Raw genomic sequence first — 16,598 nt, forward strand, 5'->3', positions numbered from 1 at the left:
CCAGCCCTCAATTTCTTGCAATTACAATCAAATATTTGATGAGTAATCAGTGATTTCTCAGTCATAATCCCTACCTACCCCTTAGGAATAGAAAAATAAAAAAGGTTCTCATTCGTGCGTTCATAGTAATAGTGTGCTAGGGATGATAGTGAGATACCACCTCGGGTCCAACAAGCGTGTGGGAACCGGTGTCGCCAAGGCCATTGCACGGGTCAAACCAAGGGAATCGACCGACGAGCAACCGAGACACTACGCCATCGATGTCGACGCGTTGAAGCCGCTGTTCCAGCCAGTCCACGGCAGCCGGTCGGTCGTCACCTTCGAGTATCTCGGCTGTGATGACCGAATTGGCCCCAATCGAACGGGCGTCGTACGCGAGCACAACGACCTCGCCCACCGGTTCGGGCCGGAGAACCGCTCCGGGAGCCGTGACAAACTACCAAATTAATACATGAGTGGCTCCGATATCTACCAAACCAACGAATGAATGGGTTCAGCGACGAGGAACGAAAGCGAATCAGAGAGGAGTTGATCGAATCAGGCCGTGATCTGTTCGTCCGGTACGGCCTCGAGCGCACACGCATCAAAGACATCACCGACGAGGTCGGGATCGGCACCAGTACGTTCTACCAGTTTTTCGACTCGAAGGAACTACTCTACGCCGAGGTACTCTACCGGGAACTGACGCGATTCGAGACCGACATCGAGGAGGAAGTCATGGGGATTGATGATCCACACGAACAGGTACGGACGGTCCTGCAACGTACCTTCGAGGAAGTCGAATCGAACCCGATCGTCCACAATCTCATTATCGAGGACGAAATTCGTGCTCTCCAGACCCAACTCTCGGACGATGACCGTGAGTACATCTCCGAGAAACTCTCGGTTGGCATGACCGACATATATAACACGTGGGTAAATCACGAGTCGTTCAAATACGACGATCCGGAGATGGTCAACGAACTGTTCCGATCGCTGGTCTTCATGACTCATCGAAAGGATCTCGCCCGTCCGGACGGTGAGACCTCATACGATCAGATCCGCGATACGCTGATCGATGTCGTCGTCGACGGCCTCTTCGATGACTGATCATTCGATACTGCTGATCAGGTGCGGCTCGAGTTGCGGGTGTGGGCAGTAACGCACGACAGAGCTTACGCAATTCACTACCGCCCTGTTCGATCCTCGGTTCCGACCGAGCGTCGGAACACTCGTCACTCACGGGAAGGTCGGGGAGTCTCTCGCTGAATCAAGATAGGACGTGAGAGAAGTCTTGGTCCTATCCCAAAGTCGTCTAGAGTCGCAACTGGTACCCTTTCACGAGAGTCTGACTGTTATAATAGGTTGTCCCGACGCTGTCAGTGAATGCACTACAACCGAACGCTACAGCTGTCGCTGGTTGGTGTAGCGGTCGAAAGAAAATCGAAGTGCGGCAAAGCCGGACGAAGTCCGGTAGTTAGTGGGTAGCTGCGCAGCTTAGTTCTGCTTGCGCAGAGCCAGCATTGCAGCGCCGAGGAGTGCAGCGAGTGCGACAGCAACGCCGAAGCCGGGCGTTCCGTCGTCGTCGCCGTCATCGTCGGTTTCGCCATCGTCATCGGACGCGTCGTCATCGGATGCATCGTCGTCGGATGCGTCGTCGTCAGTTGCGTCGTCGTCGGATGCGTCGTCGTCAGTGTCCTCGTCGGAGAAGTTGGTCACACCAGTCTCTTCGGAGTCGTCAGCGACAACGCTCCACTCGATGTCACCTTCGGAGTCGGACGTGAACTCGTAGCTGTTGGTCCAGGACTCGTCAGCGTCGATCGTGGTGTTTTCATCGTCGACGTTATCGCCACCGATGACGACACCGATGTCGACGTCGTCAGCGGCTGCGCCACCAGTGTTGGTGACAGTCACGTCGAGCGTGACATCTTCGCCAACGTCAGCGCTGGATGGTGCGTCTGCCTCGACGTTGATGACAGGACCGTCACCGTCGACGAGTTCGGCGGTGAAGTCGTCTTCACCATCGCCGAGTGGTTCGTCGGCTTCAACATCGAATTCGATGCCAGCGTCGTAGTCGCTGAAGTCGAAGGAGCCAGTGAACGTGCGGTCATCTGCGACGACTGGGTCGTCGGTCAGGACGAACTCACCGGATGCGGAGGCGACCATGTCGATCTCCGTACCTGGTGCAACGGTGGTGTCACCGCTGAGTTCGGCGCCGTCAACGTTTGGCACTTCGTCAACATCGTCGAGCGAGACTTCACGCTCGTCGATGTTGAACTCGCCTTCAAGGGAGAACCCTTCATCATCGTCGATGTAAACGTTCCTGTCGGAGAACTCGAGCGTCCACTCGAATTCACCGTCGCCATCGAACTGGTCAGTCGGGATGTCGAAGAGGAGCTGCTCGCCCTCGTAGTCGTCACCGTTGACGAGGGTCATCTCGAGTTGTTCGTCGTCGGTGTTGTGATAGTCGGCGGAGTTGTTCCAGACAACGTCTCCCAGGTTGGAGGCAGCGTCAGTCTGCTCAACTTCGAGGTAAATGCCTGCGTCCTCAGCAAGATCTTCAGCGATCTCGTCGTCATTGTCACCGTAGTCTGCGAAGAAGCCAGTCATTCCAGCGTCTTCAAGCTCCATCACTAGGTAGTCGTCTTCTGCGACGGAGTCAGTTGCGGTGACAGTGGCGTCCTCGAAGTCTTCAAGGTCGTTCATGCTGTCGTCCTCAGGTGCGGTGTAGGTCGTCACGTCACCTGGAGAACCGAGTGGTTCAAGGTTGATGAACGACGTGTCGCCGCGGTCAACGAAGTCGATTTCATCGTCGTCGACTTCAAGACCTGCGGATGTCGTCAGCTCGTAATCGTCAGCAACGAGGGGTTCCTCGAGATACGCCTCCAGGTCGTCAACCTCGCTAGTATCTACGTCTGCGTCGAGGTCCTGCACGTCTCCGTCAATGAGGTCATCGTTCCCGATGGCGATGTAATCATTGTCTACGATCTGAGCGTACACGACTTCGACCTCAGCGTCATCCTGCTGTGCTTCGAAGGCTAGGGTAGCGTCATCTCCGACCGTCTTGTGAGTGTTGAAGGTGATGTCGACTTCGTCGTAGTCGCCCTCGTCGTCAGAGACGTAGAGGCCAACCTCGTAGGCGTTGTCGTCGAAGTCACCGACGGTCACGTACGTGTCGTCAGTATCCTCAAGCTCAACGGTGATGTTGAACTCGTCACCCTGCTGCTGGATGTATGGATCGTTGACGAAGTTACGTTCTGCGTCCTCGTCACGCACTTCAACCGTTGCGTTGTCGTCAGCGAGCGAGTCCGTCACGTCAAATTCGAACTCGTATTCGCCAGCCTCAATGTCGGCGAAGTCCGCAGTGAGCGTGGAGTCGCCTTCAATTTCGAACGTGGCGACATCGTCGTCATCGTGGAGTTCAACGTCGTATTCATCGTCAACAATGGAGAGAACGTCATCGTTGTCCGCCTCATCGTTGTTGACGAAGATGTCCTCGATATCTTCAGCGTCGAGGCCTTCGCTGGTCTCCGTGACGTTCACGATCTGCGCACCACGGTCCGAGTCGAAGTCGACCTCCACGGTCGAGTCTTCGAGGATGTCGTCATCGTCGAAGGAGACATCTAGGCCCTCGTCTTCAGCCCAGAAGCCGTATCCGTTCCAGCCAGCTTCAGCTCCACCTTCATCAACGATGAAGTGGTAGAGTTCACTGGATTCGAGTTCTGCGGCGTCAAATTCGAACGCGTCATAGTCTTCGCCGCCGATTTCAACCTCGAAGACACGCTCGGTCGAGACGTGATTGTCCGAATCAGCCTCTACGTTACTGCTGTCCGTTTGGACAGATCCCTGGTGGATCTCAACGGACTGGCCCCAGTCATCGCCGGTGCTTTCAGCAACGATCGTGATTTCCTGGCCGATCCAGGCATCGTTGTCATTGAAGTCACCGTTAGACGGGTCGGTGTAAGTCGGTCCAACGTCGTAGTCGTCCTCTAGGTCCTCGTAATAATCGTTTTGTGCTGCCGCTGCGCCCGCAAACGTGGCGGACATGGCGACAACGGAAAGGACCATAAGCGCGGCCAGGAACACTGCGCGTCCCTTTTCGCGGAAGGTCGTGTTGTTTGTCATGTTGTGTTGTTGTTGTCTGCTAGTTGCTTGTCTATGCTAGGGCGGACCACCACAGCGGCCGATCACGCGATCCATACGATCACGCGATTGGAGACCTGTGATGGACTCCCGGTGTAGGGGTACCTGGTCCGTTTTGGGTTATCCGTAATAAGTCTTCTAGTTTGATACCGGATTCGCGAAACCAAGAGAGTCAACACCACATGGCAAGTCAGTGGGCGTTACAACCGTTCAACGCAACATATTAGTGAATCCACAGCCGAACACTGGCTGTGGGTTGACCCACAACACATGCACGCGTACTTACGCGGAATGCATACCACGTTGTCTTGTAGAAGCCGCGATGCGGGGGGAACGAGGCAGCACCCGGGCAGGGACTGAGTGCTTTTGATCCTCCCCCGCCGGGGCTTTTCGAAGTGAACTACACTCTCGAAGTGAGACACATCACCCGCGTTCTGCTACTCTGCTTTCCGAACTATCACCACGAAAATCGATTCCGAACTCGGTGCCACTCGGTGAATGCCTCTGACAAACCGGCCCTACTGGAGGGCCGGGGGGCAGATGATGGATCAGGAATCTATCCATCGAATGGCTGTCTGTGGGTGTGCAGGGGACTGGCCTGTGAACAGGCCCGGTCGTTTGTGAACGACCGATGGTGGATGTCATCCCCCGCAGTTGCCCATTTGTCCGATAACCCGTAAGTGTATCGATGAGATTGGTAATCTTCTATAGAATCGCCTTCGAAATAGAACNGGATGTCATCCCCCGCAGTTGCCCATTTGTCCGATAACCCGTAAGTGTATCGATGAGATTGGTAATCTTCTATAGAATCGCCTTCGAAATAGAACTGTATACAAAAAGAAGAATTATATTAGATGAATACTAGTTTTCCCTATTATTGATGGATATTATTTTTACGGTTAGTGAGTTGACGTGTGTGCATACTACCTGATATACTGGCGGGGGGTCAAGGATTGTTGTTGTCATCAACGGCCGTCTGACGAGACAACTCCCTACTGTCCGATATTTTCGGACGGAGATACACGTTTGTGACTGTCTCTAGGACGAGTTATAAACCCTTCAGTTGCAGCAGTTCTCTTACTGCACTGCTGACAATCACATTCTCTGTGCACGGTTCAAAACTCGCTTGGACCGGTGAAGGGCTCACGGACGGCCGCGAATAGTAATGCAGTAGTAGTGAGGATCTGACATGGTGATAGACAAAGTGTACTCCTATGGGGTTACATGCCTCTCAAGACTATTGAGGTCAAAGTGGACGAAGATTATAATTCCACAGCTGTTGAGGTTACTGTCTTTCGTTGGCCTTAGAGAACAGTCACCTCTCGATCTTCAACGAGTATCTCATAACCACAATACTCAAATTTAACAGCAATCCCCTTTGATTCCGCAAGTCTAGTAAGGGCATCCACATCAATTGAGTCGCTTAGAGGCGGTAAATCGGCAATATTGCGAGTCTCTTTCTCACCAATTTCTTCTAAGATACTGAACAGGAGTTTGGTTTCCATAGATAGATTGTCTGAACTTTCCATATGGTGACCTGACTAACTAGTCAGTTAATGATTTTGGACAACATCGGAAATGAATAATAACAATTACTGATAGTTGTGATAGTAGGTAAACTCCGAAATCACCCCTAACCTACTAGACCTACTTCTCACGAAGGCAATCAAGTTATGTTTGTTTAGACAATAAATTTGACCAGTATACTGCACCGATGGTGAGTGGTAGTCACCATCAGACAACTCCGTTGTATCTTTCATGTAAAAATCCCCACGGTAGTAGTTGAGTACCGCCGTTGGCCGATATTTCCACCCACTCTATAATATATTTGGTGAGAAATTGGTGAACGTTTGCTCTTGTATTGAATTGTCATCCGGTGTTTCATATCTGGACTCCGTATTCGGGTTCTGGCTTTTGAAATTAAACCGTTGGGAACACATTCACGGATCTCGTCAGACGAACGTCTGCCAAAGAATTATTAGCAATCACCAATAACAACAGCATGCCCATCCAGACGAGTTCGTCTGGCGGCATTCCATCCCCCATCCGCTGTCACTCCATCCCCCATCCAGTGAGACACGCGGTTGGATTCGAAATCTGCGAGAGAGACAACCCACTCTCGCGTCTCCCCCCTTTCTGCTCCCGTGCAATGCGTTGTCCGTAACCCTGGCTGGATAGCAGCCGTATCGGTGCCACAATCAGGCGACACCATCAGAGCAGTGCCGAAAGTGCCAGCACGATCGCAATTCCAAGCGCTGGCGCGTCGAGTCGCGAAAACGACAGCGGCGGCAGCGTCGGGTTCCAGGCGAAACACCGCGCCTGGAGGGCGAGCGACAGTCGATCCGCCCGGTCGAACGCGCGCTCGAGTCCGAGCAGTGCGACCGTCCCGGCGCGCTCGTGGGCTGCCCGCTCGGTTCCCAGCCGGGCCGCCATCGCATCCCTGATCGTCTTCACGTCTGCACGGAGGACCGGCAGGAACCGAAAGACCAGCGCGACGCCGATGCCGAGCAACTGCCCCGGCTTGCCGGGAATCGTCCGCTGAATCGCCGCGCGCGAGTCTCGGACCCGCGTCGAACGAATGTAGGCTGCGCTAACGAGTAAGATGAGCAGCACGCGATAGCTCGCGAGCAACGAGTCGACTCCCGCGGAGAGGTCGACCCACGGCGGCCCGAGCGTGATGGAGGCGAGCAGGGGTGCACCGCCGAGGAACACGAACGCGAAGCGATACGCGTAGAGCGTCTGCAGGAGCGACACACGTGCAGTTGCCAGGATCATAAGCATGACCAGCGTGAGGACGGCGAGAGCGCGTGGAGCGGTATGCGAGAGTGCCGTCGCTGCGAACCCGATCTGGATCGCGACCTTCGAGCGCGGATCGAGTCGGTGGGCGAGCGTGTCGTCTGGTTCGTAGGTGAGCATGTAGCGGTGGGAATTTGTACTCGTCTCGTGGGATCACCGTCTGCCAGCCTCAGTCGGCGGGCTGCCGGCGAACCGAGTCTGGGACAGCAATTGGCAGTTCCGAGAATGCCTCGAGTGCACGCGCTGGCGCGTCGTCCACGGCGACCCGTCCGTCCTGCATCGCGATCAACCGGTCTGCAAGTTCGCAGACGTCGCGCAGGTCGTGCGTTGCGAGGCAGATACCGGTCCCCGAGTCGGAGAGCGACGCGAGTCGGTCGAGTACTGAGCGGCGAGCGGGGGCGTCGAGACCGGTGAAGGGTTCATCGAGGACGAGGTGTACAGGGTTCATCGCGAGCGCGCCCGCGATGGCGACGCGAGCCTGTTCCCCGCCGGAGAGTGTATCGATGCGGTCGTCTGTCCTTCCCTCGAGGTTCACGGCCGCCAGCGCGTTCGCCACACGCTGGTCGATCTCGTCGCGGTCGAGTCCGAGGTTTTCGGGACCGAAGGCGACATCGGCACCGACCGTGGCGGCGACGAACTGATCCCGCGGGTGCTGGAAGACCATCCCGACCCGCGAGCGGGCGGCGATCAGGTTCTCCGAAACGGGCGTCCCGTCGATCCGGACGGTGCCGCTATCGGGCGAGAGCAGTCCGTTGCAGTGGCGCAACAGCGTGGTCTTGCCGCTCCCGTTGGCCCCCGCGAGGACGACGAACTCGCCGTCGTCGATCGTCAGCGAGAGGTCCTCGAGTACCGGCACCTCGTCGAACCCGTAGGTCACGTCGTCGAATTCGATCATCGACTCGATCACCGACCCGACTGGTGCCCGACAGTCGGCAACCGGCCACTTCTGACGAGGGCGACCGCCGCGATGATCTTCACAATCTCACCCGGAATGAACGGGATAACAGCGGCCGTGATCGCCTGCCACGCGGTCAACTCGAGTAGCATCGCCATGTAGGCGGCACCCATTCCGTAGATGAGTATGGTGCCGGCGACGAGAGCGGCGACGACGAGCGAGATCGAAGCGGTGGCGGGGTCACGAAGCCCGTGGCTGCGGTAGTCGCGGTGGACGAGGAGGCCGATCAGGGCTGCGGCGAGGGGGTACGACCAGAGGTAGCCGCCGCTCTGGCCGAACAGGATGCCGATCCCGCTCCCGAAGTTGGCAAAGATTGGGACACCGATTGCGCCGGCGGTGAGGTAGAGGATCATGGAGAACGACCCCCAGATCGGCCCGAGGATGAGACCGGCGAGGAAGACGAACAGCACCTGAAGGGTGATTGGTGGTGAGGGTCCCGGGATTGGGATGGCGATCTGTGCGGCCGCGCCGAGCAAGACGGTGAGCAGCGCCGCGCGAGCGAACTGGCTCGCGACGGTGGCGTCGACGAGCTCGACCTGTCGCTGGTCTGTTTCCATGCCACCCGCTCTCTCGTAAACCGTGATCAAAACTTCGGTTTCCGAGGTGTGTCCGGACGACAGCGTGGCTGATTCAGGGGGGAAACGGGCGAACCGCTACCGAAATGGATCATCACCGACTGGGCGCGAGTCGAAACGAACCGCTTCCTGTCGACGGTGGTGACCGTTCGCACCCAATTTCGATGCCCCGTCCCACCGTCCAGTCGGCAGGTCATTGTCGGCCAATGAACTCCGCGTTGTGCCCGTCGTAACAGGTGATTGTGTCAGCACGAGCAGCGAAACGAGCGGCGCGCTTATGCGCCGATTCGGACGGGTGAGGAAAACGAATGGGAGTGAGTATCGCGGATGGGGTGAGGAGCGGGTATTGGATCCGAAGTCGGTCCATCTGGCCATCGTTGACGCGTCTAGGTGTAGAGCGGGTGTCGGTGACTGATTCCGCGCCCGATTCCCACGGTTGCGTTGGCAGGAGCACTGGCATCTGTATTACCGGCAGCAACGATCCTGCCACAAACTCTACTGGCACCAACACGAGCACCGACCGTGCCCACAGCCAGGGACGACGCGACGGTGATCGGCGATGACTCGTCGCCGTGGTCGGCGATTGGGCCCACGCACACGCGGCGCACTCGTCGTCGCGCTCGTTGCCGGCTTGCTCGTCACGAGCCTGGTTGCACTGCCGCTGCTTGACGGCGGCCTGTCGGGACTCGGTGAGGAGTCGACACAGGGAGACCAGCCCGGTGGGCAGGCAGAGGCGTCACCGCCGGTCGCAGCCGCCGACGAGGCGGCAACCGGCGGTCCCGTCGGGATGGGTGCGCACACCGCGCCGCTTGCGCCACTCGAGTACTCTGCCACTGCCCAAGCCCAGGACCCAGTCCCAGCCCAGATCGATGCAACGGCAGACGGTGGAGAGGGGGCGGACGGTGCAACGATGGGTGATGCAGCTGCAGACGATGAGTCGCCAGTGCAGGCACAGATACAGACACAGACACAGACGCTTCAGGAGCACGAAGACGCGGTCGAAGCGGGCGTCGACCAGGGAATCGAACTCGTGCAGGCCCAGGGCGTCGAGGTGAGTCAGGAACAGCGCGCGGCCGCGGTCGAGGCGGCCAGCGAGTCGGTCGCCCAGCACCAGGAAGCCGAGGTCGAGCAGGTGCAGGAGGCGACGGCAGGAGCAGTTCACGGGACGCTCATTCAGGAGCAGCGCGTGAACGTGACCCAGATCCAACACGCCGTCGGCGGCGCGACGGACGGCGCGCTCGCCCAGCATCAGACGGCGACCGCCAGCCAACTCCAGAGTGCGACCTGGGGTGCGACCCACGGTGCGATCGCGCAGGAACAGCGCGTTACTGTCGAGCAGTTACAGGTTGCTACCTTCGGCGCGGCGGCGGGCGCGGCAAGCGAAGCCGGCGAGTACGAGGTCGACGAGCAGCCGAAAATCCAGGAGGCTGCCCAGGGTGCGGCCTACGGCGTGCTGACGCAGTATCAGAAACTCACCGCCGAACAGCGCCAGACGGTCACGGTCGAGCACGTCCAGCACGCGGCCATCGGTGCCGCCTCGGGTGCACTCGAGGGCAGCTCGGAGCTAGCGCTCGAGCAGGAACAGGAACAGCAGATCGACATCGAGCAGGAACAGCGCCAGGCGGTGACGATCAAGGAGATCCAGACCGCCGCGAAGGGAGCGGCCAAGGGGGCGCTGGTCCAGAAGCAGACGGTGACGGTCGAGCAAACCCAGTCCGCGGCGTGGGGGGCGAGCGCGGGCGCGCTCAAGCAGGTTCAGTCAGTCCACGTCGAGCAGATCCAGCAGATTACGACGCCGAAGATCGAGGAGGCTGCAAAGGGGGCGGCGACGGGTGCGATTACGCAGTCCCAGGAAGCGACCGTCGAGCAGATTCAGGCGGCGGCTGACGGCGGCGCACAGGGTGTGCTCGTCCAGCGCCAGGACGTGTCGGTCACGCAGATCCAGTCGGCCGCGACAGGTGCCTCGAAGGGCGCGGTTGCGTCGGCGATCCAGTACCAGGTCGTCGAAATCGAGCAGATTCAGTCCGTCGCGTTCGGCGCTGGCGAGGGCGCAGTAATTCAGAAGCAGGTCGTCGACATCACGCAGGTCCAGCACCTCGCGATGGGAAGCGCAGAGGGCGCGCTCACACAACACCAGGAGGCGACCGTCACCCAGCTTCAGGTAGCGGCGTCGACCGCGAGCCAGGAGACCGCGCGGGCGATCCAGCACCAGCGGATCAGCGTCACGCAACTCCAGTTGTTGACCGCAGAGACCGCGGCCGACGCGACGGGCTACGCCGTCGACCAGGGTATCGACGACGGTGCACAGCTCGTCCAGTACGTCGAGATCGAACTCGTCCAGCGCATCGAACTGATCGACGAACTCGAGGGCACCGCCTCGCTCTCGTTCCCCGATCAGAACACGACCGGCGAGACGGTCAATATCGCTAGCGTCGACCTCTCCGAAGGCGGCTTCGTCGCGGTCTACGACGACACGACCGCGGCGCTCGATCCCGAGGACGTGATCGGCGTCTCCGGCTACCTCGAGCCCGGCGAGCACGGAGACGTGGCGGTCGAACTCGAGGAGCCCCTCGAAGACGACCGCTCGCTCGTCGCGGCGGTCCACCACGATACGACCGACGACGAGACGTTCCGGTACGTCGAGCGCGACGGCGGCGACGACGAGCCGTACGTCACGGAAGGCGGCGCACCGGTGCTCGATATGGCCTTCATTACGGTCGACCCCGACGAGCCTGACGAGCCCGAGGCCGAGCTCTCGGTGAGCGACCAGACCGGCGACGGCGAGACGCTCACGGTTGAGGAGGCCACCGCCACCGTCGACTACGTCGTGAGCGCCGTCTACGACGACCAGCGGGTCGATAGCGAGAGTATCGACGCCGGTGAGACCGTCTCAGAACTCGAACTCGATCTCGACCCGCCGATCGAGTCTGACGGACCGGTCTCAGTCGCGGTCCACGCCGCGGCGGACGACGAAGTGCTCGCGAGCGACACCATCGAGTACACGCTCGATGACCCGTTCGATCCCGAGTCGACGCTCAGCGTCAGCGATCAGACCGGCGACGGCACCAGCGTCACCATCGACGAAGCCAACGCCTCAGTCGAGTACGCGCTCACCGTGGGCGACGGTGACGGCGACCAGCTTACCGAAACCGAGCCCTTCCCCGCCGGCGAGGGCATCGAAAACGAATCGATCGAGCTCGAGACGCCACTCACAGAGAACGCGCTCCTCGATGTCTCACTCGTCGCCACCGAGGAAAATCAAACGCTCGAGACGGCGTCACTCGAGTACACCGTTGACGAGGAGTTCCAGGTCGAGTTCGTCAATTGTACGCGCACGGAGGTGACGGGCTCGTTCGAGGAGGGTGAGACGGTCGCCGCGAGCACGGGCTTCTACGACAGTGCCGGCTTCGGCAATACGATCATCGAAGACTTCGTGACGATCGGTGAGGAGGTCGAGGCACCGTTCACGGGAACCATCGTCTTCGAGATCGGTGCGGAGGACGACTTCGAAGGAGCCGAAGACGACGAGGGCACCATCACGGTCGGCGTGCCCGACTACGGCACGTTCGGGACCTACATCTCCGGCATCAGCTCGGACGAAGCGATTCCGTTCGCCAGTATCGACCATCCGAACCCACAGGCACAGGAGTGTAACGAAGACGCACGGCCCGAGGAGCCGTCGATCTCCGTCGCGGAGACGGAGCCGGGTGAGCCGACCGGCGACGACGGCGAGTGGGCGTGGGGCGAGGACACGATCGACGTCACCTTCAGCTCCGAAAACCCGAACGAAGAGGCACTGCCCGGCGTGAGCGAGTTCGTCGAGGGAACGACCGAGGACGAACCGGTCGGTGCACTCGAGCCCGGCAACCAGACGTTCACCGTCGAGTGGACGCCTGTAGACGAGGACGAGCAGCTCGTCTGGGAGTTTGGCCTCGTTCCGTTCGGCTACGAGGAGCCGCTGATCGCCGAGACGGATCCCGCTGGCGAAGTCGTCGACATCCCCGAGCCGGACGACCCTGCCACCTTCGAGGTCGAAATCACCGACACCAACTCACCAGTCACACAGGGTGAGCCCCTCGAGATAGAGACCTTCGTCGAGAACGTCGGCGACGAGTCCGGCGAACAGGAGATCCAGCTCGCACTCGACGACACTCCAGTCGACACGGAGACGGTCGAACTCGGGACGAATCCAACCGAGACGATCACCCTGGAGGCGGACACCACCGAGTTCGAACCCGGCGAGTACACCGCGACGGTCGAAAGCGAGAACGACACCGACGAGACGCCGATCACGATCGAAGAGCCAGCGGACCCCGCCGAGTTCGCCGTCGAAATCACCGGCACGAACTCACCCGTCGAACAGGGTGACGAACTCCAACTCGAGGCGCTCGTCGAGAACGGCGGCGACGAGGCCGGCGAGCAGGCACTCGAGTTCGCCCTCGGCGAAACGGTGGTCGACTCGGAGGCAGTGGCACTCGAGTCCGGTGCGAGCGAGACGGTTGCGTTCAGTACGCCGACCGACGACCTCGCACCCGGCGAGTACACAGCGACAGTCGCGAGCGAGAACGAGACCGACGAGACGACTGTGACGGTAACCGAGCCGGCAGCCGCGGAGTTCTCGCTGGTGGATCTCTCAGCGCCACCCACTGACGTGGCCGGCCAGCAGACGACTGTTGTCGCGACGATTGCGAATACGGGCGACGGTGGCGACACGCAGACTGTCACGTATAGCGTGGATGGGGAAATAATCGAAGAGCGAACTGTCTCGCTCGAACCGGGCGAGACGACGGTGGAGCAGTTCACGCCGACGCTGCCGGAGGGCGAGTCGGCGCATACGATTGCGACTGAAAATGCGGAGCAGACGGTGGTGATCGAGGGACTTGCAGTGCTCCCGGATGAAGCGCCAGACGAGGAGTCCCCCGAGGAGGAGCAGCCAGACGAAACGCTGGACGAACCGGAACCTGACGGCAACTCACCGGATGACGGCTCGCCGAGCGAAGAGACACCCACGGAGTCGCCAGTGAACGGAGACCAGACCGGCGATCAAGATCAGAACGGAGCCGAGACTGACGGAGCTGACAGCGAGGGAGACACCGGTGACGTCACTGCTGACGAAGACGGTGACCTCGCTGGCGATGGACCCGACGATGTCGATGAAGACGACGGAACCGCAGACTCAAATGCCGCCTCAGTTGCCGAATTTGGACTGCTGTAGCGGTGACAGCGTGACAATAGACTGTTCTGTTGAATAGCAATCAGTCACTGCGTCAGTCCGTTGATGTACACTGGGAACACCCGTTCGCGAGCAGGAACTCCCCTTCTCCTGACTGGGGTCGTACTCCCCCGAATGAAATGAATACGAGATCGTTTCCACAGTAAAGACCTTCGCGTCGATGGCGTCGGCGGTTTCGGCGGTCTTCGAGGCAGTGTGGATGCGTACAGCTGAGAAATCCGCGTTCATCTGGTTCTCCATCGTCCGCTGGATCGACCGCTCGAGGGGCTGGCCGCCGTTCCCGAGCACCTCGAGCACCTGGTTGGGCTCCTCGTCTTGGGTGGTGTCGGTGCGGTCCAGTGCCCGCTTGATGTGGTACTCCTGGCCAAAGACGCCGCCGTTGTCTCGGTCAGGAACGAGGACGTGGGAACCGTAGGCGAGTTTTGAACTGTGTAGACCCTGTCTCTTATACACATCTCTGANGTATAAGAGACAGCCTCTCCACTGATTTGGGTACGACCGCAACTCTCGCCCGCGAGGGATTTGATTCAATCTGTTGCAAGAAGGTACTATGGATGGTCACTGGAAAATCGCCTTACGAACGGGTCGAACGCCAGTTCGATGGTGATTCGGAGAAGAGATAGTACGTGTCGTACATGTCGTTAATCTGCTGCTTAACGGTCCCTCGATACGTACCAAAGCCCTGGTGCTGGAACGCTTTCGGCGACCCTTCGCCCATCATCAGGAATCGATCGCGAACCTGTGCGCTCAGATTCGTCACCAGCAGGAGTTTGAACAGGTCGAACTGCTCGAGATTCAACGGCGGGAGTTCAATCCGCGCATCCGGTTCTCGATCCAACGGTGCGTCTGGCTCCGTCGTTTGCTCGGAAAATCCGTCAGTGTGCAGGGTGTGCATTTTAGAGACGGCTTCGAGTTCAAACGACGGCAGTTTGGTCTCCAATCGGTCCTCGTGATCGAACAGAGAGAGTATCTGGTGCTCGAGGTCGTCCGATTCGTCGAAGACTGCGCCCAGATCTGTTCGGATCTCCGTCGCGAGGTCGTTGTACTGCTCGGCCAGCGGCGGGTCGACAGCAAGTGGATCGGGTGAGAGATAGAGGTCTTTGCGGTAGACGAACACGTCGTCTGAACGGGCGTCCTCGAACGGCAGTTCAAGCGCCGAATCGTCGGAGTGGCTCTCGAGTTGGCTCTCGAGGTCGCCAAAGTGTTCGGTTACCTCATCGCTGGAAAGTGCCGACACCGCGATCATCGCCGCGACCAAACAGTCCGGATTCTCGTGGCGCGGCATCGTCTCGTAGCCCCGCTCGCGGTAGACGTGCCACTTGGCGTACCGGCGTGCCTGCCGGACGAGTTCGTTTTCTTCCTGGGTCCGGTCTGAGGGGTAGTCAGAGTAACCGTCTTGATAATGGGAGTAGATTTCCCCGTCGAGATACATTTCGATCTGGTGTTCAACTGAGGAATTATCTTGAACTGTGATTCCGATTGTCGATTTGTCTTCCCCTACAATTTTCCACTTCATGATCAGTAGTGCCTCTGTTCGCCCGCACCAGTAAGATACCCTTGCTCTTCGAGTTCCTTGGTGAGTTTCTTAAATCGTTCTTCGATATCGCCATCTAAGCTCCCAAATCGGTTTTTGAGTGCTGCGACGCCGAGTCCAGTCACCAGTCCAGCCAGCGGACTGAGCACCACTCCCAACACCGTCGAGCCTACAGGCGTCCCGTAGTCGACCCATTCGCCGGTGTCGATTCCCTGTTGGAGTTTCTGGCGCTGGTCGTCAGTCAGCGCGACATCCTCGAGTCTGTCCTCCAATTTCTCGTTGAGTTGTTGCAATTGGTCTCCGACTTCGTGTTCGATTCTGTCGACCAGCCCTTGGACTGTGCTCTGGTCGTCGACGGCATCTCTGACCGACTCCGCTTCTGCGTAGAACTCGTTGATAATCTCTTTGAGGTAGGCAATGCGATTCGCGTTCTGGTTCTGGCGGAAGTCACTGATACCGTCCTCGTCTTCGTTCTCGAGTTCCAGCATTGCCAGCGTCTCCAGCGCATCGCCTTTTGCTGCCCGCTGGATGTGGACGTCGGTTCCTAATCGATTGACAGTCAGTGGCTCCTCGCCAGACAATGCCTCCTTAGCAGCCTGATCTGCCTCACGCTCTAACTGCGGATCCGGATCGATCTCGAGATCGGCCCCTTCCTGAGGCATCATGCTGATCGTCGCACCGCCATTCTGCTGTTTGACGTGCGCCAGCTCGTGGGCCAACAGATGCTGGCCCTCCGGACTTTCAGTATCGTACTCACCGGCGTTGAACACGATATTGTTCCCGCACGTGAATGCCTTCGCGTCGATCGCCTCCGCTGCCTGCGCAGCCTTCCCGCCCGTGTGAACCCGAACGCTCGAGAAGTCCGCGTCCATGCGCTCCTCGAGTGCCCGTTGAATCGGGCCGTCTAACGGCTTCCCTCCCTGACCGAGCACGTCGAGGACAGTGTTGGGAACCTCGTCCTGCGTGGTGTCGGTGCCCTCAAGTGCACGTTGAATCTGCGCGTCCGGACCAGTCGGGAGTGGTTCGAAGTCAGGCGTGTTCGACCCGGCCATCGCATCGAACCCCTCTGGTTGCCCGGTCAGGGCGTTGATATCGTTGCCGATCCCCTGATCGACTACCGCGGTTCCGGTCAGTGGGCCGCCCGTCTTCGATCGAGTCGAACTCGAGGAGTGACGCTTTGTCTGTGACTCCGATTCAGACTCGTCGGCGTCGGTCGACTTCAATGCTCGTTTGCGTGTCCGCTTCCGTCCCATCTACCGACTCACCGCGTTGGTGGTCGTGAGTTCCCGGCGTTGAGAACCAGTCCAGCGACTCATTTTGTTAGAATTAAATCTAATTGTGCTTAATAGTTACCCTTGTTGTTCTGAAATAGAAGTCCGCGCC

Annotated in this window: 11 protein-coding genes; 3 read left to right on the forward strand and 8 right to left on the reverse strand. The window is 59.1% G+C overall.

Annotation, left to right across the window (positions count from 1 at the left end):
• Positions 1-178: 178 nt before the first annotated feature.
• Together C483_RS05210 and C483_RS05215 are read left to right on the forward strand one after the other, a co-directional pair.
• Positions 179-448 (forward strand): HalOD1 output domain-containing protein, encoded by a 270-nt coding sequence (locus C483_RS05210; RefSeq protein WP_006652309.1) that lies wholly within the window; start codon positions 179-181, stop codon positions 446-448.
• A 35-nt stretch (positions 449-483) separates the two neighbouring features.
• Entirely contained in the window at positions 484-1,089 is a 606-nt protein-coding gene (locus C483_RS05215; protein ID WP_006652310.1) for a TetR/AcrR family transcriptional regulator, read from the forward strand.
• A 387-nt stretch (positions 1,090-1,476) separates the two neighbouring features.
• On the opposite strand, the gene C483_RS05220 is transcribed toward C483_RS05215, so the two are convergent.
• From C483_RS05220 to C483_RS05240, 5 genes are all read right to left on the reverse strand, one after another.
• Positions 1,477-4,104, reverse strand: a complete 2,628-nt coding sequence (locus C483_RS05220) for a BGTF surface domain-containing protein (RefSeq protein WP_006652311.1) — start codon at positions 4,102-4,104, stop codon at positions 1,477-1,479.
• 1,322 nt (positions 4,105-5,426) lie between these two features.
• Positions 5,427-5,651 (reverse strand): HalOD1 output domain-containing protein, encoded by a 225-nt coding sequence (locus C483_RS05225; RefSeq protein ID WP_152419831.1) that lies wholly within the window; start codon positions 5,649-5,651, stop codon positions 5,427-5,429.
• 682 nt (positions 5,652-6,333) lie between these two features.
• On the reverse strand, positions 6,334-7,038 hold the full coding sequence (locus C483_RS05230; protein WP_006652313.1) for an energy-coupling factor transporter transmembrane component T family protein: 705 nt from the start codon (positions 7,036-7,038) through the stop codon (positions 6,334-6,336).
• Between the two features lie 49 nt (positions 7,039-7,087).
• A complete protein-coding gene (locus tag C483_RS05235) occupies positions 7,088-7,813 on the reverse strand; it encodes an energy-coupling factor ABC transporter ATP-binding protein (RefSeq protein ID WP_049912458.1) in 726 nt (241 codons plus the stop codon).
• 8 nt (positions 7,814-7,821) lie between these two features.
• A complete protein-coding gene (locus C483_RS05240; protein ID WP_006652315.1) occupies positions 7,822-8,430 on the reverse strand; it encodes a biotin transporter BioY in 609 nt (202 codons plus the stop codon).
• 577 nt (positions 8,431-9,007) lie between these two features.
• On the opposite strand from C483_RS05240, the gene C483_RS05245 reads away from it, so the two are divergent.
• The gene (locus C483_RS05245; protein WP_006652316.1) at positions 9,008-13,663 is read left to right on the forward strand and encodes a DUF7282 domain-containing protein; all 4,656 of its coding nucleotides are present in this window, start codon (positions 9,008-9,010) and stop codon (positions 13,661-13,663) included.
• Here the strand turns inward: C483_RS05245 and C483_RS21135 are convergent.
• The 3 genes from C483_RS21135 to C483_RS20780 all read right to left on the reverse strand — a co-directional run bounded on the left by C483_RS21135 (position 13,637) and on the right by C483_RS20780 (position 16,468).
• Positions 13,637-14,134: an eCIS core domain-containing protein gene (locus C483_RS21135; protein ID WP_006652317.1), complete on the reverse strand. Its 498-nt coding sequence runs from the start codon at positions 14,132-14,134 to the stop codon at positions 13,637-13,639. The two genes, C483_RS05245 and C483_RS21135, sit on opposite strands and share 27 nt — an antisense overlap.
• 121 nt (positions 14,135-14,255) lie before the next feature.
• On the reverse strand, positions 14,256-15,113 hold the full coding sequence (locus tag C483_RS05255; protein WP_006652318.1) for a hypothetical protein: 858 nt from the start codon (positions 15,111-15,113) through the stop codon (positions 14,256-14,258).
• Between the two features lie 86 nt (positions 15,114-15,199).
• Complete coding sequence (locus C483_RS20780; RefSeq protein ID WP_049912443.1) at positions 15,200-16,468, reverse strand: eCIS core domain-containing protein; 1,269 nt, start codon at positions 16,466-16,468, stop codon at positions 15,200-15,202.
• Between the last annotated feature and the right edge of the window lie 130 nt (positions 16,469-16,598).

The sequence above is a fragment of the Natrialba hulunbeirensis JCM 10989 genome, from assembly GCF_000337575.1.
GTDB lineage: Archaea > Halobacteriota > Halobacteria > Halobacteriales > Natrialbaceae > Natrialba > Natrialba hulunbeirensis.